The sequence below is a fragment of the Tenacibaculum sp. MEBiC06402 genome (assembly GCF_049239625.1).
Lineage (GTDB): Bacteria > Bacteroidota > Bacteroidia > Flavobacteriales > Flavobacteriaceae > Polaribacter.
In genome coordinates, this window is the sequence record NZ_JBMKKT010000079.1 from 44,289 (window position 1) to 69,224 (window position 24,936).

The 24,936-nt window shown below is 34.2% G+C and carries 14 protein-coding genes; all 14 read left to right on the forward strand.

Annotated elements, in window-relative coordinates:
* The first annotated feature begins 62 nt into the window (after positions 1 to 62).
* The 14 genes from ACOSP6_RS01415 (at position 63) to ACOSP6_RS01480 (ending at position 24,929) form a co-directional block, all read left to right on the forward strand.
* Positions 63 to 1,088 (forward strand): outer membrane beta-barrel protein, encoded by a 1,026-nt coding sequence (locus ACOSP6_RS01415; RefSeq protein WP_422092501.1) that lies wholly within the window; start codon positions 63 to 65, stop codon positions 1,086 to 1,088.
* A gap of 33 nt (positions 1,089 to 1,121) precedes the next feature.
* Positions 1,122 to 2,474 carry an ammonium transporter gene (locus ACOSP6_RS01420; RefSeq protein WP_422092502.1) on the forward strand — a complete coding sequence of 451 codons (1,353 nt, stop codon included), beginning with the start codon at positions 1,122 to 1,124 and terminating at the stop codon, positions 2,472 to 2,474.
* 176 nt (positions 2,475 to 2,650) lie between these two features.
* Positions 2,651 to 7,159, forward strand: coding sequence for a glutamate synthase large subunit (gltB, locus tag ACOSP6_RS01425; RefSeq protein WP_422092514.1), 4,509 nt, complete (start codon positions 2,651 to 2,653; stop codon positions 7,157 to 7,159).
* Positions 7,160 to 7,163: 4 nt separating this feature from the next.
* On the forward strand, positions 7,164 to 8,627 hold the full coding sequence (locus ACOSP6_RS01430; RefSeq protein WP_422092503.1) for a glutamate synthase subunit beta: 1,464 nt from the start codon (positions 7,164 to 7,166) through the stop codon (positions 8,625 to 8,627).
* Between the two features lie 475 nt (positions 8,628 to 9,102).
* On the forward strand, positions 9,103 to 9,990 hold the full coding sequence (locus ACOSP6_RS01435) for a branched-chain amino acid transaminase (RefSeq protein WP_422092504.1): 888 nt from the start codon (positions 9,103 to 9,105) through the stop codon (positions 9,988 to 9,990).
* A 1-nt stretch (position 9,991) separates the two neighbouring features.
* Positions 9,992 to 11,668 (forward strand): dihydroxy-acid dehydratase, encoded by a 1,677-nt coding sequence (gene ilvD, locus ACOSP6_RS01440; protein ID WP_422092505.1) that lies wholly within the window; start codon positions 9,992 to 9,994, stop codon positions 11,666 to 11,668.
* A gap of 11 nt (positions 11,669 to 11,679) precedes the next feature.
* Entirely contained in the window at positions 11,680 to 13,413 is a 1,734-nt protein-coding gene (gene ilvB, locus ACOSP6_RS01445) for a biosynthetic-type acetolactate synthase large subunit (RefSeq protein WP_422092506.1), read from the forward strand.
* A 5-nt stretch (positions 13,414 to 13,418) separates the two neighbouring features.
* Positions 13,419 to 13,946 (forward strand): acetolactate synthase small subunit, encoded by a 528-nt coding sequence (ilvN, locus tag ACOSP6_RS01450; RefSeq protein WP_422092507.1) that lies wholly within the window; start codon positions 13,419 to 13,421, stop codon positions 13,944 to 13,946.
* 28 nt (positions 13,947 to 13,974) lie between these two features.
* On the forward strand, positions 13,975 to 15,477 hold the full coding sequence (gene ilvC, locus ACOSP6_RS01455; protein WP_422092508.1) for a ketol-acid reductoisomerase: 1,503 nt from the start codon (positions 13,975 to 13,977) through the stop codon (positions 15,475 to 15,477).
* A gap of 3 nt (positions 15,478 to 15,480) precedes the next feature.
* On the forward strand, positions 15,481 to 16,749 hold the full coding sequence (gene ilvA / locus ACOSP6_RS01460) for a threonine ammonia-lyase (protein ID WP_422092509.1): 1,269 nt from the start codon (positions 15,481 to 15,483) through the stop codon (positions 16,747 to 16,749).
* Positions 16,750 to 17,020: 271 nt separating this feature from the next.
* Entirely contained in the window at positions 17,021 to 18,112 is a 1,092-nt protein-coding gene (locus ACOSP6_RS01465; RefSeq protein ID WP_422092510.1) for an energy transducer TonB, read from the forward strand.
* A 109-nt stretch (positions 18,113 to 18,221) separates the two neighbouring features.
* Entirely contained in the window at positions 18,222 to 21,404 is a 3,183-nt protein-coding gene (locus ACOSP6_RS01470) for a SusC/RagA family TonB-linked outer membrane protein (RefSeq protein ID WP_422092511.1), read from the forward strand.
* 12 nt (positions 21,405 to 21,416) lie between these two features.
* Complete coding sequence (locus ACOSP6_RS01475) at positions 21,417 to 22,868, forward strand: RagB/SusD family nutrient uptake outer membrane protein (protein ID WP_422092512.1); 1,452 nt, start codon at positions 21,417 to 21,419, stop codon at positions 22,866 to 22,868.
* A gap of 15 nt (positions 22,869 to 22,883) precedes the next feature.
* A complete protein-coding gene (locus tag ACOSP6_RS01480) occupies positions 22,884 to 24,929 on the forward strand; it encodes a hypothetical protein (protein WP_422095690.1) in 2,046 nt (681 codons plus the stop codon).
* Positions 24,930 to 24,936 lie beyond the last annotated feature (7 nt).

Genomic DNA, 24,936 nt, shown 5'->3' on the forward strand with positions numbered 1-24,936 from the left:
GTTTTTTCGTTTCAACCCTATAGTTTTGGGAAGCAGTTAACTAATTTAAATCATTATAATTTATGTCAAACTCAAGAAAACTTAGACTAACGATTTTAACATGTTTATTGCAAATCATGGCTTTTGCTCAAGAAGAGGAAAAGAAGAGTAAAATCTCATTTACAGGTAGTGTAGACGCTTACTACCAAACGTATCTAACTACTTCAGATACATCGGGGCAGTCTTTCGGGTCATCTTTTGCAGAAAATTCTGGATTCGCATTGGGTATGGCAAATGTAATTGCTAGTTACAATATGGGAAAAACGGGAGCTGTTGCAGATTTAGCCTTTGGAGATAGAGGTGTTGGTGCGGTAGGTGGAGATGGTACAATTGGAGACAATAACTTTTTTGTTAACCAATTGTATGTTTACTGGAATGTTTCAGAAAAGGCTACCTTAACTTTTGGACGTTTCAATACATATCTGGGGTATGAAGTTATTTCTCCAACAGGTAATTTTAATTACAGTACTTCTCACTTATTTTCAAACGGACCTTTCTCTCATGTAGGTGTAAAAGCTGATTTCTCTCTTTCGGATGATTTTAGTTTAATGGTTGCTGTAATGAATGTTACAGATGTAAATACGAATTTAACTGGGGTTTATTCTGTTGGAGCACAATTAGGATATTCTGATCAATATTTAAACTTTTATTACGACGGAGGTGCTGGTTTAGGATTTGAAATTGACTATACAGGTGGTTTTGATATAGCAGATAAGTTTTACTTAGGAATCAATGCTGCTTATGCTGATAACGAAGGAAATGGGTTTTACGGAGCTGCTTTGTATCCGCAATTAGGAATTTCGGATGACTTTACTTTAGGTTTAAGAGGAGAGTATTTCGCTGAACTTGGGAATAATGGATTATTTGCAGGAACAGAAGACGATAGTGTTTTCGGTGTTACTCTTACAGGAAGTTACAAAGTCGAAAACTTCATTATTAAACCTGAATTAAGATTGGATAGTAATTCAGAAGAAGTGTTTTTAGATAATGATGGAACACCAACAAAAAGTTTAGCAGCATTTACAATTGGAGCTATTTACAGCTTTTAATCAAAATAAGAATCAACAATAATTTACAAGAATATGATAACTAATTTTTTATTAAATATTACGGAGCCAGAATTAGCTCAAGATTTAGCAAAACAAGTAGAAGCCATTAAAGCGGATATGACAATGTTATGGATTTTACTTTCTGGTATTTTAGTGTTTTTAATGCAAGCGGGATTCACATTAGTAGAATCGGGAATGACAAGATCAAAAAACGTTGTTAATATCGCTATGAAAAATGCATTGGATATTGCTGTAGGATCATTAGTGTTTTGGTTTGTAGGATATTCTTTAATGTATGGAGATACCAATGGATGGATTGGTTGGAGCGGTTTTGCTTTTTATAACAAACTTGATCCTTCGGATTTATTTTTCCAAACAGTATTCTGTGCAACGGCTGCAACTATTGTTTCAGGGGCTATTGCTGGTAGAACAAAATATTCGACATACATTATTTTTTCTATTGTGATGACAGCCTTTATTTATCCTATTGCTGGAGGATGGCAATGGAATGGCGATGGTTGGTTAGCAAAGGAAGGATTTATCGATTTTGCAGGGTCTTCAATTGTACATTCTGTAGGTGGTTGGGCTGCATTAATAGCTGCTATCTTGGTTGGTCCTAGATTAGGAAAATATACAGAGGATGGTAAAGCAGTTACTATTCCAGGACATAATAAACTTTTAGCAACATTAGGGGTATTTATCTTATGGTTTGGATGGTTTGGATTTAATGGAGGTTCTCAATTAGCTTGGGGAGGAGATGACGCGGTTGGAGCATCAAAAGTAGTATTACTAACAAATTTAGCTGCTGCTGCTGGTACTTTAGGAGCATTAATTATTTCATGGATTAAATACAAGAAACCAAATTTAGATATGACTTTAAACGGAGCGCTGGCAGGTTTAGTTAGTATCACTGCTGGTTGTGGTAATATGACTGAAGGTGGTGCTGTTCTAGCAGGTTTAGTTGGGGGAATTATTGTTGTTTTCTCAATGGAATTCATCGAACAAAAATTAAGAATTGATGATGCAGTAGGAGCTGTTTCTGTGCATGGTATCGTTGGTGCTTGGGGAACTTTAGTAATTGGACTGTGGGGTATTAATGGTGATACGGCAATTGGTTTGTTAAATGGAGGAGGAGCTGCACAGTTTCTAACTCAACTTACAGGAACAATTGCTTATGCTGTATGGGCACTTGCAACTTCATTTGTTTTCTTATTCGCATTGAAGAAAACGATTGGATTACGTGTTACAGAAAAAGAAGAAATTGAAGGATTAGATTTATCCGAACACGGAGCATTAGCTTATCCAGGTAAAAGAAATAGAGGAAGTCAAGAAATAAGTGAAACTTATGAAGAAAAAGAATTAGAACTAGCTGGTAGTGGAGTATAACTTTTTATAAGGAAACTTTGTAACCAAGGTAGTAAGGATTGCTTAAAATTTTGATATATCGACATGTAGGAAATTAACACTTAATAAAAAGCAACCTTACTTAGATGAGAAATGTGTTTTTAACGCATTTCTCATCATACTCTAAAATAACCTCATTAAAAAACAATCAACTTAGAATGAAAGATCAAGGTTTATATTTAAATGAATTTGAGCGTGATAATTGCGGTGCAGGATTTATTTGCAACCTGAAAGGAGAGAAATCTAATCAAATTATTCATGATGCACTTGAAATCTTAATCAAATTAGAACATCGTGGTGCTGTCAGCTCAGATGGTAGAACTGGAGATGGAGCTGGTATTTTAATCGATATTCCTCATAATTTCTTTAAACGTGTTTGTAACTTTAAATTACCAGAAGTTAAAGAATACGCCGTTGGTCAAGTTTTTTTGCCAAAAAAGTTTAATCAAAGCAACTATTGCGAACAGGTCTTAGAATCCGAATTAAAAAATCAAGGATTACAAGTTTTGGGTTGGAGAGATGTACCTGTAGACACGTCAAATTTAGGAGCAATTGCAGCTAAAACACAACCTAAAATCAAGCAAATTTTTGTTGCTAAAGGAGAAAAAGAATTGACCGATTTACAATTCAATGCGAAACTTTTCGCAGCAAGAAAAATTAGCGAACATACTATAGCTAATTCAAAAATATCAGAATGCAATTATTTCTATTTATCAAGCTTATCAACAACAACATTAATCTACAAAGGTTTATTAATGCCTGAAGATATTGGTAGATTCTATACTGATTTAAAGCAACCAGATTTAGTAACTCGACTAGCATTAGTTCATCAACGTTTTTCAACAAATACTTTTCCATCATGGGATTTGGCGCAACCATTTAGATTCATGTGCCATAATGGAGAAATTAATACGTTGAAAGGAAATGTGAAGAGAATGATGGCTCGAGAGGAGTTAATGGAGTCTGATTTGTTTGGTGATGATATAGATAAGTTATATCCAATTATTACAAGTGGAAAGTCAGATTCAGCTTCTATGGATATGGCAGTAGAATTGTTGTTAATGACAGGTAGGTCTTTACCTGAAGTAATGATGATGTTAGTTCCAGAAGCTTGGGAGAAAGATGAAACAATGGATGAGGACAAAAAGGCTTTCTATGAGTATAACTCTTGTATTATGGAACCTTGGGATGGCCCTGCTTCAGTACCGTTTACAGATGGAAATTTTATTGGTGCTGTTCTAGATAGAAACGGTTTACGTCCTTCTAGATACACGGTTACTAAAAGAGGTAATGTAGTTATGTCTTCAGAAATAGGAGTGTTAAATATTAAACCTGAAAATGTTGTGAAACATGGTCGTTTAGAACCAGGGAAAATGTTTTTGGTAGATATGAATGAAGGAAGGATTATTGAAGATGAAGAAATAAAAAGAGAAATTGTTTCTAAACATCCATACAAGAAGTGGGTTAAAGAGCATACACTTCCATTAGCAGATATTCCATATACTCAAAATGAGATTATTCAGGAAAAAACGGATTATTATACACGTTTAAGATTATTCGGTTATACAACTGAGGAAATTGATCATATTATTGCCCCAATGGCAATGAATGGAAAGGAAGGAATTGGTTCAATGGGAACTGATACTCCGTTAGCTGTTTTGTCAGATAAACCTCAACTTTTATATAATTATTTCAAGCAATTATTTGCGCAAGTAACGAATCCTCCTTTAGATGGAATTCGAGAAGAGATTATTACTGACATTAGTTTAGCAATTGGTTCGGACAGAAATATTTTTGATATAGTTCCGGAACAAGCAAAGAAACTAAGAATCCAAAATCCTGTTATTTCCAATGAAGATTTGGATAAAATTAAAAACTTAGAGCATGAGGATTTCAAGGCAGTAACAATTCCAATGTTATTTCCTTTAGAGAAAGGTGTAAATGGTATTGAAAATGCGTTGGAAGGAATTTTATACAAAGCCACAGTTGCAGTTGAAGATGAAGGTGTCAATGTGATTATTTTATCAGATAGAGGTGTAAATAAAGAGTGGGCACCAATTCCAGCTTTATTAGCTTGTTCTTACTTACATAATTCAATGTACAGGAAGAAAACTCGCTCTAAGATTGGAATTATCATAGAAAGTGCAGAACCTAGAGAACCACATCATTTTGCAACTTTATTTGGTTATGGAGCAAGCGCGATAAACCCATATATGGTAAACGAAATTATTGCAAAACAAGTCAATAGTGGAGTTATTAAGGATATCGAAGTAGGAAAAGCAGTAAAAAACTTCAATAAGGCAATCGGAAAAGGCTTATTGAAAATTATGAATAAGATTGGAATTTCTACATTACATTCTTACCGAGCATCTCAAATCTTTGAAATTCTTGGTCTTAAAAAGACATTTACGGATAAATACTTTCCAGAAACTCCTTCACGTATCGGTGGAATCGGATTGTATGTACTTCAAAAAGATATTTATAAACGTTGCACAGAATCCTTTAGAGATAAGGATATAGATTCTGTTTTAAATTTAGAAGTTGGTGGAGATTATCGTTGGAGAAGAAATGGTGAACGACATATGTTTAATCCAACTACAGTTTCAAAATTACAACAAGCAGTTCGTTCTAAAAGTAAAGAGAGTTACAAAGTTTACGCGGATAAAATTAATAAACAATCTGAAGAATTAATGACCATCAGAGGGTTATTCGATTTTGTTAATCTAGATCCAATTCCAATTGAGGAAGTAGAACCTTGGACAGAAATTGTAAAACGTTTCAAAACGGGAGCAATGTCTTATGGATCAATTAGTCAAGAAGCTCATGAAAACTTAGCCATCGCAATGAATAGAATTGGAGGAAAATCTAATTCTGGTGAAGGCGGTGAAAATAAAGCTAGATTCAAAAAACTTTCGAATGGTGATTCAAAAAATAGTGCAATTAAACAAGTTGCTTCGGGAAGATTCGGAGTTACAAGTAACTATTTAACAAATGCCAAGGAAATTCAAATAAAAATGGCTCAAGGAGCAAAGCCTGGTGAAGGTGGACAACTTCCAGGTAAAAAAGTTTTACCATGGATCGCAGAAGTTAGAAATTCGACACCTTATGTTGGATTAATTTCACCACCACCACATCATGATATTTATTCTATTGAAGATTTAGCGCAGTTAATTTATGACTTAAAAAATGCGAATAGAGAAGCTAGAATCAATGTGAAATTAGTTTCTAAAGTCGGAGTAGGAACAATTGCGGCAGGTGTTGCTAAAGCAAAGGCAGATGTTATTTTAGTTTCAGGTTTCGATGGAGGTACAGGAGCTTCTCCTTTAACTTCATTAAGACATGCTGGTTTACCGTGGGAATTAGGTATTGCTGAAGCTCAACAAACTTTAGTAATGAATAATTTAAGAGGTAGAGTTGTTTTAGAGTGTGATGGACAATTAAAAACTGGTCGTGATGTAGCCATTGCTTGTTTGTTAGGTGCAGAGGAGTTTGGTTTTGCAACTGCACCACTAGTTGCCTCAGGATGTATTATGATGCGTCAATGTCATTTAAATACTTGTCCTGTAGGTATTGCAACTCAAGATCCTGAATTAAGAAAGAACTTTAAAGGAACGCCGGAACACGTTATCAATTTTATGTATTTCGTTGCTGAAGAAGTTCGTCAAATCATGGCGTCGCTTGGTTTCAGATCGATCAAAGAAATGGTAGGTCAGGTTGAGAAATTAAATGTCAATAAAGCTATAAATCATTACAAAGCAAAAGGCGTTGATTTATCGGCGATTTTACATAAACCAATTACTGAATCAGATCCAATTTTATTCAATACGGAAAAACAAGATCATAGTTTAGAAAAAGTGTTAGACTTTAAAATTGTGGATGATGCTAAAGGAGCAATCAAAAACAAAATTAAGTCTGAGTTTTCTTATGAAATTCAAAACACAAACCGTTCAGTAGGGGCTTTAATGAGTAATGAAATTTCGAAACTTCATGGTGATGAAGGGTTGCCAGAAGACACGCTAACATTACGATTTAAAGGTTCTGCTGGACAAAGTTTTGGTGCTTTCGCTACTAAAGGTTTAACAATGATTGTTGATGGTGAAACCAATGATTATCTAGGAAAAGGATTATCGGGAGCCAAAATTGTGGTTAAAAAACCAAAAGAAGCAGATTTTATTGCAAAAGATAATATCATCGTAGGAAATGTTTGTTTTTACGGTGCAGTAAATGGTGAAGCCTACGTAAATGGTATTGCAGGTGAGCGTTTTTGTGTTCGTAATTCAGGAATTACAGCTGTTGTAGAAGGTATTGGAGATCATGGTTGTGAGTATATGACTGGAGGTAAAGTGGTTGTACTTGGAAAAACAGGAAGAAATTTTGCTGCAGGAATGAGTGGAGGAATAGCTTATGTTTATGATCCATCTCATCAATTTAGAAATGAGTTATGTAATCTAGAAATGGTCGAGTTAGTGCATTTAGAAACTGAAGATCAGCATGATTTAAAAGAGTTTATTTCAAAACATGTGAATTACACAGAAAGCGATTTAGGAGCTACAATTTTATCAGATTGGGAAGTAAATAAAATGGACTTTATTAAAGTATATCCAACAGATTACAGATTGGCTTTAGAGAGAATAGCAAAAGAAGAATTAACTAAAATTACAGCATAATATTATGGGAGAATTAGGCGGATTTAAAAAGTACGGAAGAAAGCTAGAACATAATAATGCTGTAGCTGATAGAGTTCAAAATTATAAAGAGTTTACAGCTCCATTATCTGAGGAGGAACAGCAGAAACAGGGTTCTCGCTGCATGGATTGTGGAATTCCTTTTTGTCATAGTGGTTGTCCTTTGGGAAATTTTATTCCAGATTTTAATGATATGGTTCATAAAGGTGAATGGAGAAAAGCATTAGAAATTTTGCATGCAACAAATAATTTCCCTGAGTTTACAGGTAGATTATGTCCAGCTCCTTGTGAAAAGGCTTGTGTTTTAGGAATTATCGATGAACCCGTAGCAATTGAAAATATTGAAAAATATATAGTGGAAAAAGGTTTTGAAAAAGGTTGGATAAAAGCTAAACGACCGAGTTATAGGTCGGGTAAAACTGTTGCTGTAGTAGGTTCTGGGCCAGCTGGTTTGGCCGCAGCTCAACAATTGAATAGAGCTGGACATATTGTAACTGTTTTTGAAAGAGAAGATAAATTGGGAGGATTGCTACGATACGGTATTCCAAACTTTAAACTGGAGAAAGAAGTTATCGATCGTCGTATCAAAATATTAGAAGAGGAAGGAGTTAACTTCAAAACAAATGCAAATATTGGCGTAAATATTTCTGTGGAAGATTTGAAAGAATTCGATGCTACTGTATTGTGTGGTGGAGCAACACAGGCAAGACATTTACCCATTCCTGGTTCAGATGCTAAAGGAGTTCATCAAGCAATGGATTTCTTAACACGTCAAACAAAGGCTTTGTTCAATTCTGAGTTAGAAAGCGAAGTCATTAGCGCTAAAGGTAAAAATGTAATCGTTATTGGAGGTGGAGACACAGGTTCAGATTGTATCGGTACATCAAATCGTCATGGTGCTAAATCGGTGACTAATTTTGAAATTATGCCAAAACCACCTGAAGCTAGAAGTGAAAAAACACCTTGGCCTTTTTGGCCACTTCAGCTAAAAACAAGTTCTTCTCATGAAGAAGGTTGTGATCGTAATTGGTTGATAAACACAAAGGAGTTTATCAAAAATGAGAAAGGTGAACTTATAGCATTAAAAACTGTTGAAGTAGAGTGGAAGTTAATTCCTGGTGAACGTCCTCAATTAATAGAGAAAGAAGGTACTGAAAAAACATGGCCTTGTGATTTGGTTTTCCTAGCATTAGGTTTTACGGGTCCAGAGAAAACATTACCTCAAAAACTAGGTTTAGTTCAAGATAATCGATCAAACATTAAAGCTAGTGTTCATAATTACCAAACGAATGTTCAGGGAATATTTACAGCGGGTGATATGAGAAGAGGTCAATCGTTAATTGTTTGGGCAATTTCAGAAGGAAGACAAGCCGCTCATCATGTTGATGCTTATTTAATGGGAAGTTCAAGTTTACCTCTAAAAGATGCGAATGATTTATTAAGTGCGTAACATTTTTTTGAAAATGATTAGGATATGTCAAAAATAATTAGCAATCTTTGTGACAACAAATGAGAAAACAAATTTTAAATATCATTTCTATTATTGTCGTTGTGATTATTATTTCACAAGGGTAAAGGAAGTGTATTTGTAAATTTAAAACATAAAATCAAAAAGGCTTCCTAATTTTAGGAAGCCTTTTTTAGTTTAAACATATGAACTTAATTCAGAACATCGTAATTATCATTATTGTCATTATTAACTCACCACCGAGTTGATACAGATAGTTATTGTTCTATAAAAAGCCTGTATCTAACTCAGATACAGGCTTTTTTTATTGATGTGAACACCATGGTTTAAAATAATTAAAGTATTGAAAAACAAATATTTAAATGTTTTTAAAAGCGATTAAGAATCATAGGTTGATAAAATATAGAAAGTGTATAAAAAAAGGATAAAATAAATTCGATTAACTAATTAATAAACAATGTATTTCAACGATCAAAGTGTAGTTTTTTATAACGGGAAATTTGTAAAGGCTAAGGAAGCTTCTTCAGACTTATACAGTCAAAGTTTACATTATGGTAATGGTGTGTTTGAAGGAATTAGATCTTATAAAACAGACAATGGAGCTAGGATTTTTAAATCGTACGATCACTATAAACGATTAAAATTCGGAGCAGAGGTAATGAATATAAATCTTGAGTATTCTGAAGAAGAGTTAACAGAAATCACTTATAAATTATTGGAGTTAAATAACTTGGAAGATGCTTATATCCGGCCATTAATTACAACAGGAGCAAATATGAGTTTGCTTACTTCTAATGAAACAAATGTGGTCATTCAATGTTGGGAATGGGGAAAGTACATGGGAGATAAATTATTGAAAGTGAAAACTTCAAAGTTTCAAAGACCAAATCCAAAATCTTGTTTTGTAGAAGCTAAAGTAACAGGTCATTATGTAAACTCAATTTTGTCTACTAATGAAGCAAAAAGTGAAGGTTACGATGAAGCATTGTTATTAGATATGAATGGAAATGTAGCCGAATGTTCTGGTGCTAATATTTTCATGCAAAAAGATGGGAAATTGTATACACCACCTAGAGGTCATATTATGGCCGGTATTACAAGAGCAACTATTATAGAAATCTGTCAAGAAGAAGGAATTCCAGTTGAGGAGAAGTTTTTCACTCTTGAAGAATTAAAAACGGCCGATGCTTGTTTCTTTACGGGTACGGCAGCAGAAGTGGTTGGATTACAGTCTTTAGACGAATATGAATTTCCAATGAAATGGGAAGAAACTCATGGATTTGAATTGATGAAATTATACAAATCAGAAGTTTTGGGACAAAGAGTTAAAGAAAACGCATTATAAAATGGAACTGAATAAGTTTAGTAAACGAGTAACACAAGATGATACACAACCTGCTGCACAGGCAATGTTGCATGCAATTGGATTATCAAAAGAAGATTTACAAAAACCATTTGTTGGAATTGCAAGTACAGGATACGAAGGAAACCCTTGTAATATGCATTTAAACGACTTGGCAAAATTGGTGAAAAAGGGAACCGAAAATGTCAATTTAGTTGGATTAATATTTAATACCATTGGAGTTTCAGATGGAATTTCGATGGGAACACCTGGTATGCGCTATTCGTTACCATCTAGAGATGTAATTGCAGATTCTATGGAAACTGTAGTTCAAGCCATGTCTTATGACGGTTTGGTTACTGTAGTGGGTTGCGATAAAAACATGCCAGGTGCTTTAATGGCAATGCTAAGACTAAATAGACCTTCGGTTCTTGTGTATGGAGGAACAATTGCTTCTGGATGTCATGAAGGTCAAAAGTTAGATGTTGTTTCTGCTTTTGAAGCTTGGGGAAGTAAAGTTGCGGGTACAATTACACAACAACAATACCAAAGTGTTATTGAAAAAGCTTGCCCAGGGGCAGGAGCTTGTGGAGGAATGTATACAGCGAATACAATGGCTTCTGCTATTGAAGCTTTAGGAATGAGTTTACCTTATAATTCTTCGAATCCAGCGATTAGTGATGATAAGGAAAATGAATCAGTAAAAGCAGGTGAAGCATTACGTGTGTTATTAGAAAAGGACATTAAGCCATCTGATATTGTTACGAAGAAATCTCTAGAAAATGCAGTTCGTTTAGTTACTGTAATGGGAGGTTCTACAAATGCGGTATTACATTTTTTAGCTATTGCAAAAGCTGCTGATGTACAATTTACTCTTGAAGATTTTCAACGTATTTCAGATGAAACTCCATTTTTAGCCGATTTAAAACCTAGTGGAAAATATTTAATGGAAGATGTTCATAAGGTTGGAGGAACACCAGCTGTTTTAAAATATCTTTTAGAGAAAGGATTGGTTCATGGAGATTGTTTAACGGTTACAGGAAAAACATTAGCTGAGAATTTGGCGGAAGTTCCGAGTTTAACAGATGGACAAGAAGTTATTAAACCTGTACATAATCCTATTAAAGAGACTGGACATTTAAGAATGCTTTATGGAAATCTAGCAAAAGAAGGTTCAGTTGCAAAAATTACAGGTAAAGAAGGATTGTATTTCTCAGGAAAAGCAAAAGTTTTTGAAGGTGAATATGCAGCTAATGATGGGATTCAAAATGGAGAAGTAGAAAAAGGTGACGTTGTTGTAATCCGTTATGAAGGACCAAAAGGAGGACCAGGAATGCCAGAAATGTTAAAACCTACAGCTGCAATAATGGGAGCTGGATTAGGAAAAGAAGTAGCATTAATTACAGATGGTAGATTTTCTGGAGGAACACATGGTTTTGTAGTTGGTCATATTACACCTGAAGCTCAAGAAGGTGGAGTATTAGCATTAGTTAAAGATGGAGATATTATTTCTATTAATGCGCAAACCAATACGATAAATCTTGAGGTTTCAGACGAAGAATTAGCTCAAAGAAAGAAAGAATGGAAAGCTCCTCCATTAAAAGTAAAAAGAGGAGTATTATATAAATATGCAAGAACAGTAGCATCGGCATCTAATGGATGTGTAACCGATGAATTTTAAATCACAACAACATGGAAACGAAAGCAAAAACAAGTACAGCTAAAGGTGTAAAAACTAATGTGACTATTTCGGGTGCTGAAGCGGTCATTAAATGTTTGTTGGCAGAAGGAGTCGATTTGTTATACGGTTACCCAGGAGGTGCAATTATGCCTGTTTATGATGAATTATTTAAGTATCAAGAAGAATTACATCATGTGTTAACACGTCATGAACAAGGAGCAACTCATGCTGCTCAAGGTTATGCCAGAGCAACAGGAAAAGTAGGAGTTGCTATTGCAACTTCTGGTCCAGGAGCTACCAATTTAATTACAGGTATTGCAGATGCGCAAATAGATTCTACTCCGATGGTTTGTATTACAGGTCAAGTTGCAGAACATTTATTAGGAACTGATGCGTTTCAAGAAACTGATATCGTAGGTATATCTACACCAGTAACAAAATGGAATTATCAAATTACAAAAGCTTCAGAAATTCCTGAAGTATTTGCAAAAGCATTTTATATCGCTCGTTCTGGAAGACCAGGACCAGTGTTAATTGATATTACAAAAAATGCTCAATTCGAAGAATTTGAATTCTCTTATGAACAATGTACTTCAGTTCGAAGTTATAAAGCTATCCCTAAGTTAGAATTAGAATCAGTAAAGCAGGCTGCTGATCTTATCAATAATGCTAAAAAGCCTTTTGTAGTTTGGGGACAAGGAGTAATTCTAGGAAAAGCAGAAGAGGAGTTTAAAGCATTTATAGAAAAAGCAGGATTACCTTCTGCATGGACAATTTTAGGAGCTTCAGCGTTACCTACATCGCATGAATTGAATGTAGGAATGGTAGGAATGCACGGAAATTATGGTCCAAATAAACTTACAAATGAGTGTGACGTATTGATCGCAGTAGGAATGCGCTTTGACGATCGTGTAACTGGAGATTTAAATCGTTATGCAAAACAGGCAAAGGTTGTTCATTTTGAAATTGATCCAGCTGAAATAGATAAAAACGTTAAGGTAGATGTCGCCGTGCTTGGAGATGCTAAAGAAAGTTTACAAGCAGTGCTTCCTTTGTTAGTTAAGAAAGATCATAAAGACTGGCTTCAAGAGTTTAGAAATCATGATGCAATTGAGTTTGATAAAGTCATTAAAAATGATTTATACCCAACCAAGGAAGGATTGACTATGGGAGAAGTAATGAGAGAAATCAATACGGCTTCTAAAGGAAATGCAATTATAGTTTCAGATGTAGGGCAACATCAAATGATTGCATGTAGATATGCAGATTTTAATCAATCTAAAAGTAATATAACTTCTGGTGGATTAGGAACTATGGGATTTGCATTACCAGCTGCCATCGGAGCAAAAATGGGAACTCCAGAAAGAGAAGTTGTTGCAGTTATTGGAGACGGAGGTTATCAAATGACTATTCAGGAATTAGGAACCATTTTACAAACAAAAGCTGCGGTAAAAATCGTAGTTCTTAACAATGAATTCTTAGGAATGGTACGTCAATGGCAACAGTTATTTTTTGATAAACGTTACGCATCTACAACAATGACGAATCCTGATTTTGTAGCTATAGCAAAAGGATATCATATTCCAGCAACTCGAGTTACGAAAAGAGAGGAATTGGCAAGTGCTGTTTCAGAAATGATGCAGTCTGAAGATGCATACTTTTTAGAAGTATGTGTAGAGAAAGAAGATAATGTATTTCCAATGATTCCGACAGGATCATCAGTTTCAGAAGTTAGATTAAGTTAAAAGTTATGGACGAAAAACAAACGTATACAGTATCAATTTATACTGAAAATAACATAGGAGTTTTAAATAGAATTTCAGCAATATTTCAAAGAAGACATATCAATCTAGAAAGTGTCAATGTTTCTAAATCTGAAATAAAAAGTGTTTCAAGAATCACTCTTTTAGTTCGAGTAACTGAAGATCAGATTAAAAAAATATTGGGTCAGTTAGAAAAACAGATTGAAGTAATCAAAGCGTATTATCATACAGATGAAGATACTATTTATCAAGAATCTTGTTTGTTTAAGTTGAGTACGGATTTGTTGACTCAAAACGATGAAATTCAATGGGTAATTAACGGAAGTAAATCCAGAGTAATAAATATTAACAAAGACTTTTTTGTATTAGAAAAATCGGGTACAAAAGAGGAAGTTGAAGAGTTATATCATTTGTTAGATAAACACGGAATAATGCAATTCGTTCGATCTGGTCGTATCGCAATTACTAAAGAAGAAATGCCAGTATCGGAATTATTAGAATCAATCAAAAAATAAACGAACACTAGTAGAAAAACATAACATCATGGGAAATTATTTTAACCAGTTATCATTAAGAGAAAAAATAGAGCAATTAGGAAAATGTAGATTCATGGAATCTGAAGAATTTTCCGAAGGAATTGAGGCATTAAAAGGTAAGAAAGTTGTAATTGTAGGTTGTGGTGCACAAGGTTTGAACCAAGGATTGAATATGAGAGATTCTGGTTTAGATGTATCTTATGCTTTAAGACCATCTGCAATTAACGAACAACGTCAATCGTATAAAAATGCAACAGAAAATAATTTTGTTGTAGGAACTTACGAAGAGTTAATTCCAAATGCTGATTTGGTATGTAATTTAACTCCAGATAAGCAACACAGTAATGTTGTAAAAGCTGTGATGCCATTAATGAAAGAAGGAGCGACATTGTCATATTCTCATGGATTTAATATTGTTGAAGAAGGAACACAAATTCGTAAGGATTTAACAGTAATTATGGTTGCACCTAAATGTCCTGGAAGTGAAGTTAGAGAAGAATATAAAAGAGGATTTGGAGTACCAACATTAATTGCAGTTCATCCGGCTAATGATCCTGAAGCAAAAGGTTTAGCACAAGCAAAAGCATATGCTTATGCAACAGGTGGACATAGAGCTGGAGTTTTAGAATCATCTTTTGTGGCTGAGGTAAAATCTGATTTAATGGGTGAGCAAACAATACTTTGTGGAGTATTACAAACAGCTTCAATTTTATGTTTTGACAAAATGGTAGAAGAAGGTGTAGAACCTCATTTTGCAAGTAAATTGGTTCAATATGGTTGGGAAAGGATAACCGAAGCTTTAAAACATGGTGGAATTACAAATATGATGGATCGTCTTTCGAATCCAGCAAAACTTAAGGCATATCAATTATCCGAAGAATTAAAAGAAATTCTTCAACCATTATTTGATAAACACATGTCAGATATTATGTCTGGTCATTTCTCATCTACAATGATGGAGGATTGGGCGAATGATGATAAAGATTTATTGTCGTGGAGAGCAGCTACTGCAGAAACTGGTTTTGAGAAAACAGAAGCTACTGAAGTTGGAGTTTCAGAACAAGAATATTTCGATAAAGGAACATTATTAGTTGCTTTCGTAAAATCAGGAGTAGAGTTGGCTTTTGAAACTATGGTTGCCTCAGGAATTATTGAAGAATCAGCGTATTACGAATCTTTACATGAGCTGCCATTAATCGCGAATACGGTTGCAAGAAAGAAATTATATGAAATGAATAGAATCATTTCTGATACTGCGGAATATGGATGTTATTTATTCGATCATGCAGCGAAACCATTACTAACTGATTTTATGAAAACGGTGACTACAGATTTAGTCGGAAAAGAATTTTCAAGTTCAAATCATGTAGATAATGCACAGTTAATTAAAGTAAATAAAGCTATTAGAAATCATCCGATAGAAAAGGTAGGTGAGCGATTAAGAGAAGCTATGACTTCTATGAAAGCGATAAAAGAAGAGAAAGTAGAAGAGGAACTAGTCTTGTCATAATCAATGGAATCAGTTGTAAGTAAAATATATTTTCCAGAATTAAAAGCAATAAAGGAAGCTGCCGTTACATTAAAAAATGTTGCTGAAGTAACTCCTTTGCAACAAAATTTTAATTTATCAAATAAATACAAGGCAAATATTCTTTTAAAAAGAGAAGATTTGCAACAAGTACGATCTTACAAAATTAGAGGAGCTTTTAATAAAATTAGCTCCTTATCAAGTCAAGAATTAGAAAAAGGAATTGTTTGTGCAAGTGCTGGTAATCATGCTCAAGGAGTTGCTTTGGCTTGTAATAAAAAGAAAATCTTCGGAACTATTTTTATGCCAGCTCCAACACCAAAACAGAAAGTAGAACAAGTAAAAATGTTTGGTGCCGATTATGTTACCATCAAATTAGTTGGAGACACTTTTGATGATTCCTATAATGAGGCAATACAAAATGCTGAATTAGAAAATAAAACTTTTGTCCATCCTTTTGATGATGAAAAAGTAATCGAAGGTCAAGCTACGGTCGGTTTGGAAATATTAGAACAATCGGATAATACTATTGATTATGTTTTTGTTCCCGTAGGAGGAGGAGGTTTGGCTTCCGGATTATCTTCCGTTTTTAAATATATATCACCTCAAACCAAAATTATTGGAGTTGAACCATCTGGAGCTCCATCGATGCAATTAGCAATTGAAAAATCAGAAGCTGTAAAATTACCTTCTATTGATAAGTTTGTCGACGGTGCGGCTGTTCAAAAGGTGGGAGAACTTACGCATAAAATTTGTTTAGAGAATCTAGAAAAAATGATTACTGTTCCAGAAGGGAAAGTTTGTCAAACGATTCTTGAGATGTACAATAAAGAAGCTATTGTTGTTGAACCTGCAGGAGCTTTAACTGTAAGTGCACTTGATTTTTACAAAGATGAAATTGAAGGGAAAAATGTTGTTTGCGTTGTAAGTGGTAGTAATAACGACATTACAAGAACTGCTGAAATAAAAGAACGAGCATTACTTTATAATGGTTTAAAGCATTATTTTATAATCAGATTCCCTCAAAGAGCAGGAGCGCTAAAAGAATTCGTTATGAATGTTTTAGGAAAGCATGATGATATCACTTTTTTCGAGTATTCTAAGAAAACTACGCGCGAGAATGGTCCTGCTGTTGTAGGTATTGAATTAGTTAAAAGTGAAGATTTAGCACCACTTATTGAACGAATGAAAAGATTAAACTTTTTTGGGGAGTACTTAAATGATAAACCAAATTTGTTTGAATTTTTAGTATAATTTTTTTCATTATTATTTTTGTTATAATAGCTGTAAAAACTGGGTATATCACTCGGTTTTTACTTTTTTGGAAAGCTTGTAAAACAGAATAAAATGAAAATATTTTTTAACATTTTTGCAGATTTTGTTTTTATATTATTTTGTTTATCAGTATCTTGGTAGAGATTATTGATTGTAATAAATGAATTAATTAATAATCCACGTTCTTAATATTTATTGTTAAATACACAAGAAAAATTAGTTTCATTTAAACATTTTAACCCCCCGAATCATGAATAAAAAACTAAGGTTTTCAGCATTACTATTGCTATGTTATATAGTAAATGTAAATTCACAGTCATCTAATACATGTTCTAATTCTGTAGACGACCCAGTCCTAGATCTTAACAGTATTACCAAATGTTCTATTGAAAAAAAATCAGAGAACAGTAAAGTACAAAAAGTCACCGTTCAAGTAACTTCTAGAAGAAGAATAGTAAGAAAAAGAGATAAAGCAACAGGCTTATCTTCTAATACATATTCTCACAAGATAGCTTCTATGAAGAAAAAGGTTGATATGGTGAATTCAATTGTCGATGTTAAAAAAGAAGAAGTTCCAGATATACTTCCTTTTGATTATGTTGACCAAATTCCACTTTTTAAGAATTGCGAATCAGTTTCAATATTTGAGCAGAATCGTTGTTTCAAAATAAATCTTCGCAATCATATTAGAAGAAATTTAAAGTACCCTCAAAGTGCTTATACCAGAGGTATTCAAGGAAAAGTTTATGCCCATTTTTCAATTGCAAAAGATGGAAGTATTCAAGATTTAAAAATAGTTTCGCCTTACAAAGGTGATTTATTAGGAAAAGAAGCTAAAAGAATCATTAATAAACTTCCAAAGTTTAAACCAGGTGAGCATAATGGTAGTACCGTAAAGGTAAAATATGGATTGCCAATTACTTTTAAAATTCCAGGAAAAAAACCAACCAATGTTAGAAAGGTAAATACTTCTAAAATCAAGGAAACTATTTATAGTTTTTCTTCTTTAGACGATATTCCTCAATTCGAATCATGTAAAAAATCTAGTGATGATTCTTTAACCTGTTTTAATACGAAGTTAATCGAACATATCCAAAGTTATTTTGCATATCCTGAGGAGGCAAAATTGAAGAATATTGAAGGTGAGGTTGTGGTTAATTTCATAATTAATAAAAAAGGAGATGTTGTAGATATTTCTGCAAAAGGTCCTGCTAATGCGCAGATTTTAGAAACTGCAGCAATTCGATTTATAGAAAAATTACCCAAACTTAAAGCTGGTAAAATTGAAGGGAAGACAGTGAATACTTCTTATTCTTTCCCTATCAACTTCACTTTAAACTAACAATAATACATAAATACTACTCTAAATGGTATCTGAAAGTCAGGTGCCATTTAGAAAACTTACCCCTAAACCGAATAGAAAACTTATAAATCAATTATAACCATCTTTTATGAGAAGAATATTTACATTATTTAGTTTAATATGTCTTTCATTTATCTCATTTGCTCAAGAAATAGAAGTCAAGGGTAAAGTGTTAGATGCATTGACAAAAGAGCCAATACCTGGTGCATTTATATTATTAAAAGAATCTTCAGTAATAGCAGAAACACAATTCGATGGAAGTTATGTTATCAAAGCTGAAATCGGGAAAATTTTAGAATATAGTTATCCAGGTTATAAGAAAAAAGTAGTTGTTGTAACCAGTGCTTTAATTGATGTTGAATTAGAGATTGATACCGAAGAAAGCTTTTTAAATGAAGTTATTATTATTGGTTACGGTGCGCAGCGAAAAGAATTAGTTTCGGGGTCGTACAGTACTGTTAAACCAGAAGAAATTGAAAGAAACAATCCACAACGGATAGAACAAGCTCTTCAAGGAAGAACAGCTGGGGTTCAAGTTAGTGCGAATTCAGGATCGCCTGGATCTGCCTATAATATTAGGGTTAGAGGAATTACCACAAACGGTGATAATTCTCCTTTAGTTTTAGTTGATGGAGTACAAATTGGTCCAGATTTAAGTATTATTGATCCTAATGATATTGAAAAAATTGATGTCATAAAAGATGCGAGTACTGCAATTTATGGTGTTCGTGGAGCTAATGGTGTAATTTTAATTACCACAAAATCAGGGAAAAGTAATACGGAAACAAAGTTTACATATAGTTCTTCAGTAAGTCTTCAGGAAACTACAAAAAAACTTAATTTATTGAGAGGATTAGAGTATGCGGCTCTTGTCAATGAAACGGTTACTGCAGATGGAGGTGTGGCGCCGTATCAATTGGCGAATATTAATACAGATACCGATTGGCAAGATGCTTTATTTGAAACTACTCCAATGATTACACATCATATTGGAGCGTCTGGAGGAGGAGAGAAGTATAATTTTAATATTAGTGGAAGTTTATTAGATCAAAAAGGAATTATAGCCCCTGGTAAATCAAACTTTGCTAGAGCAACGCTAAGGAGTAATCTTGGATTAGATCTTACTGACAAATTAAAATTAAATACTCTTGTTTTGTATACCAATAATGTCCGAAGAACTATTCCAGAAGGAAGTCGAGGGTCTATTTTGTATTATGCTAATAATGCTTCACCTTTAACACCAATTTTTGATGGAACTAACGGCACAGGTCCTTCTAGAGGTTTTTCTTACATAGGAATTGAACAAGGGAATGAAATCGTAAATCCCTTTGCTGTAATTCATAATACTCATAATGAGTCAAGAGTAAATAGATTTACTGGAAAGATTGAACTTATTTACGATTTTTTAGAGAATTTCGAATTTACATCTAGAAATAGTTTTAACTACTCTGATGTTTATTCTCGTGCATACTTTCCATTACAATATTATGGAGAGAATAAAGTTGTAAACACGGTTCGATTAGATCCTTTGACAAATCAATTTAATTTAGACAGAAATGCAGATGGAGATCGTGATGTATTCAGCAGAGTCAACGAAAACACACAGAATTTCTTTACGTTTATCTCAGAAAACTTTTTGAATTATAACTTTAGCTTAGGTGAGGCTCATAACTTTCAAACAACATTAGGTTTTTCTATAACAAAAGAACAAAGTAAAGGTGTTTTTGGAGCAGGTTTTTTAACTGGAAATGATTCATGGAACAATGCATTTTTATTTAACACACAGTCTTTTATAATTGATGATGATAACAATGGAACGAATGATATTAGAGAAACCATAAACTCAGATTCGTTTTCTGTTGAAGAGCGATATACTTCCGTTTTTGGAAGATTGCAATACGATTATAATGAGAAGTATTTATTCTCGGCTATTTTACGACGAGATGCTTCCACAAGATTTGGACCAAATAATCGAGTAGGGTATTTTCCTTCTTTTTCTGCAGGTTGGGTATTACATAATGAAGATTTTTTAGGAAACACTGGAATTACAAATTTTAAAATTAGAGGAAGTTGGGGACAGGTAGGAAATGATAAAATTGGTTCTTACAGGTGGTTAGGTTTCTTGCAAGGAATAAACGGAGATGCAACCTATCCATTCGGTGATGTTTTGTCTTTCGGAAACGCGGTAGGGGTTTTGTCTAATCCTGAGTTACAATGGGAAACAACTACGCAAACAAATATTGGTTTCGATTTAGGATTTTATGATAATAACCTGAATTTTACTTTTGATTATTACAAAAAACGAACCGATGACTTATTAGTAGTTCCTGAAATTTCTGCTTTGCTTGGTGCTGGAGCACCTGGTAGTGGAGCACCCTTTGTGAATGCCGGAATTATAGAAAATAGAGGTATTGAATTTGGAATCAATTATAATCAAGAATTAACTGATAATATTTCATTTTCCTTAAACTATAATATTACTACTATTGACAACGAGGTTATCGATGTAAATAATGCCGCAGGTTTTATACCTGGTGGATTATTTGGTTTGAATCAACAACCTTCGAGAATGCAAAATGGATTGCCAATTGGTGTTTTCTATGGATTGCAAACAGATGGAATTTTCCAAACACAGGCTGAAATTGATGCTTTGGCAGTTGATAGAGATGGAAACGGAACTCTTGATGAGTATCAACCTGGCGCTGCCCCTGGTGATTTAAAGTATGTTGATGTTGATGGTAACGGATACATAGAGTTCGGTAGTGAAAACGATCTAACTGTTTTAGGAGACCCTATTCCTGATTTTACAATGGGAGGAAATTTCAACTTAAAAGTACATAATTTCGATTTTGGAGCGTCGTTTTATGCTTCCATCGGAAATGAAATTGTAAGAAGCTACGAACGATTTTTAACTTACAGCAACAAGCTTTCATTATACAACGGGAGGTGGAAAGGACCGGGAACCTCAAATGAAATTCCTAGAGCCTCAACAAATGCGGCAAATAATCAGTTATTCTCTTCTTTTTATGTAGAAGATGGATCATTTTTAAGAATTCAAAATGTTCAGTTAGGGTATACTTTAAACACTGAGGACATTAAAGGAGTTGATTTTCTTCGCTTGTACTTTTCAGTAAATAATCTGTACACTTTTACAAAATATCGAGGTTACGATCCGGATATTTCAAATGCTAGTGCAATTGGAGCTGGAGTTGATTTAGGTCAGTATCCACAAGCAAGGATGTTTATTACAGGAGTTAAAGTATCATTTTAAATCATAAGCAGGATGAAAAAAACTATAAGAATAATAACAATGTTAATCATCTTAGTAACAGTAAGCTGCGATGATTATTTAGAGGTTTTACCAAACGGACAGGAAAACACAGAGAATTATTTTAATTCAGCTGAAGATTATGAAAGTGCCTTAGTAGGTGTTTATGATTTATTATCGACGACATATTTAAATCAGATTTTGGGAGAAATTGCTTCAGATAATAGTTTGTGCGGAGGTGAAAACCCAACTGATGTGCTAGATTGGCAACAGATTGATGATATGACACACAATCCTGATAATGGAGCGTTACGAAATATTTTTCAATGGATGTATGCGGGAATTAGCAGAGCCAATTATATAATGGAGTTTAAGGATAAAACACCATTTGCTCGAAAAGCACAGGTATTGGCGGAAACTAAATTTTTAAGATCGTATTATTATTTCGAGTTGGTTAAGTTCTTTGGAAGTGTGCCTATGTATTTAGATAAACGAATTACAATAGAAGAAACACAAAGTATTGATAAATCTAGTACGGCTGAAATTTATGCCCAGCTAGAGAAAGATTTAGAAGATGCTGCTGACGTTTTACCTTGGCAACAGAGTCAGTCTGGTAGAGTTACCAAAGGAGCAGCTTTGGCTTTACTAGGAAAGGTTTATTTATATCAGAATAAATATGCGGAAGCCGCGGCAGCATTCGATCAAGTGATTAATTCAGGTCAGTATAACTTGGTTTCGGATTTTGCAAGTATTTTTTCAAATCAAAATGAGAATAACTCAGAATCAGTTTTTGAGGTTCAGTATTTCGGACAAGAAGGTGCGAGTTTCGATTGTTTTCAATGTGTAGAAGGAAATATCGCTGTTGGTTTTATGGGACCAAGATTTAGAACAGGTAATTACGCACCGTATGCAGATGGTTTCAGTTTTAACATTCCATCATTAGCTATTGTAAACGCTTTTGAAACAGGAGATTTAAGAAGAAATGCAACCTACTTTAATATTAATGATTTTGTTGCAACCCGACCTGATGTAACTTTTAGCGAAGGACATGATCATAACGGATATTTTAACTTTAAATATATTCCTTATGCTGAGGGAAATGCATTGGATCAACGTTTAACTCATAGTAATAATTACAGAGCTATTCGTTATGCAGATGTTTTATTGATGGCAGCAGAGGCTCATGTGCAAGATGGAAATACTGGAATTGCTCAAAATTATCTAGATATGATTCGTGATAGAGCTTTCGGAAATACAAACAATCGCATACCTGCTACATTAAGTAATATTTTACAAGAAAGAAGATTGGAGTTAGCAGGAGAAGGGCATCGATTTTTTGACCAGGTTCGTACTGGTGAAACATCAACTATCCCGGGTTTCACACCTAATAAAAACGAGTTGTTTCCATTACCAAGAATCGAAATAGAGTTAGCAGGTAATAGATGGGCCCAAAACACGGGTTATTAACAGAAAATATATATTATGAAGAAAATATTCAACATATTAATCATATTAATCATTTTCGGTTCATGTACTGAAGATGAGCGCGATTTATCGTTTGTAGATTCGATAGTTGCTCCGGCAAATGTTGCAGCTACTTATGATATTACACAGGACAATACAGGAAGTGTAACAATTACACCTACTGCGGATGGAGCAAGTAATTTCAAAGTATTTTTTGGAGATACTACAGCGGAACCTGCGGAGTTAGCGGCAGGCGAGAGTGTAGAACATGTATATGCAGAAGGTACTTATGAGTTAAAGGTTCAAGCTTTTAGTTTAAATGGTAAAATGACGGAGACGACTCAGCAATTAGTTGTTTCGTTTAAAGCTCCAGAGAACTTACTGGTTACTATAGAAAATGACCAATCAGTTTCAAGACAAGTAAATGTAACTGCTACGGCAGATTTTGCTACGATGTTTGAGTTTTACTCAGGAGAGCCAGGAGTTTCACAACCAGTAGCGACAGCCAATATTGGAGAGACATTGAATTATCAATATGCAATGGCAGGTGATTATGATATGCGAGTTGTTGCAAAAGGAGCGGCGATTGCTACTACAGAGTACACGGCTACTTTTACGGTTACTGAGATTTTACAACCTGTAGATTCAGCACCAATTCCACCAACCCGTAATGATACCGATGTAATTTCAATTTATAGTGCTGCTTATACAAATGTTGCCGGTACCGATACTTTCCCAGATTGGGGACAAGGAGGTCAAGGCAGTAGTTGGGCGGAGTTTGATTTGAATGGTGATAAGATGTTACAGTATGTCAACTTAAGCTATCAAGGAATTCAGTTTGGTTCTTCACAAGATGTAAGTGGTATGGAATACTTACACTTAGATGTTTGGACTACCGATGTTGATCAGTTAGAAACTTCTTTGATTAATATCTCAGGCGGAGTTACTACAGAGGCACCAGTTACCAATGGTTTAACCAGTGACCAGTGGACAAGTATTGATATTCCGATTTCTGATTATACAGATCAAGGATTAACAGTAACAGAGATTTTACAGTTAAAGTTTGTGGGTACACCATGGGCAGCTGGTACAGTATTTATTGATAATATTTACTTCTGGAAATCGCCTTCTAATACTAGCACTTTAGGTGTTCAAGATTTTGAAGGAGCTGCACCAACCTTTACAAGTTTCGGTGGAGCAGGAGTTGAAGTAATTGCAAACCCTGATATGTCAGGAGCTAATACTACGGCTAATGTAGCTAGATTAACAAAAGGAAATGGTTCAGAGATTTGGGCAGGAGGCTTCTTTGAGATTGCTTCTCCATTAGATTTAGCGAACTATTCAAAGATTAGTGTTAAAACATGGTCACCAAAACAAGGTGCTGTTGTAAAGTTAAAATTAGAGAATCAAGACGCAAGTATTACACATGAGGTTGATTTAAATACAACAGTTGCCAATCAGTGGGAACAATTGGTGTACGATTTTAGTGGCGCACCAACAGCGGATTATGTTCGAATTGTCATCTTCTTTGACTTTGGTAATAACGGAGATGATTCACAATATTACTATGACGAAATAGAATTGGTAAACGATGCGGGCGGTCCACAACCTTTAGTATTCCAAGATTTTGAAGGTACAGCACCAGCATTTACAGTATTTGGAAACATAGCAGGTATTGATGTAATTGCAAATCCAGATGCAACAGGCGCTAATACTACGGCAAATGTAGCTAGGTTAACTAAAACAAACGGATCAGAGATTTGGGCAGGTGCCTTCTTTGAAACAGGTTCACCATTAGATTTTAATACCTATAGTAAAATCAGTGTTAAAACATGGTCACCAAAACAAGGAGCAGTTGTCAAGGTTAAGTTAGAGAATCAGGATGCCAGTGTTACTCATGAGATAGATGTAAATACAACTGTTGCAAATCAATGGGAAGAGTTGGTATATGACTTCAGTGGAGCACCAACGGCGGATTATGTTCGCGTAGTTATCTTCTTTGATTTTGGAAATAATGGAGATGATAGTGTTTATTATTTCGATCAGTACACATTAACGAATTAAAAAAGTA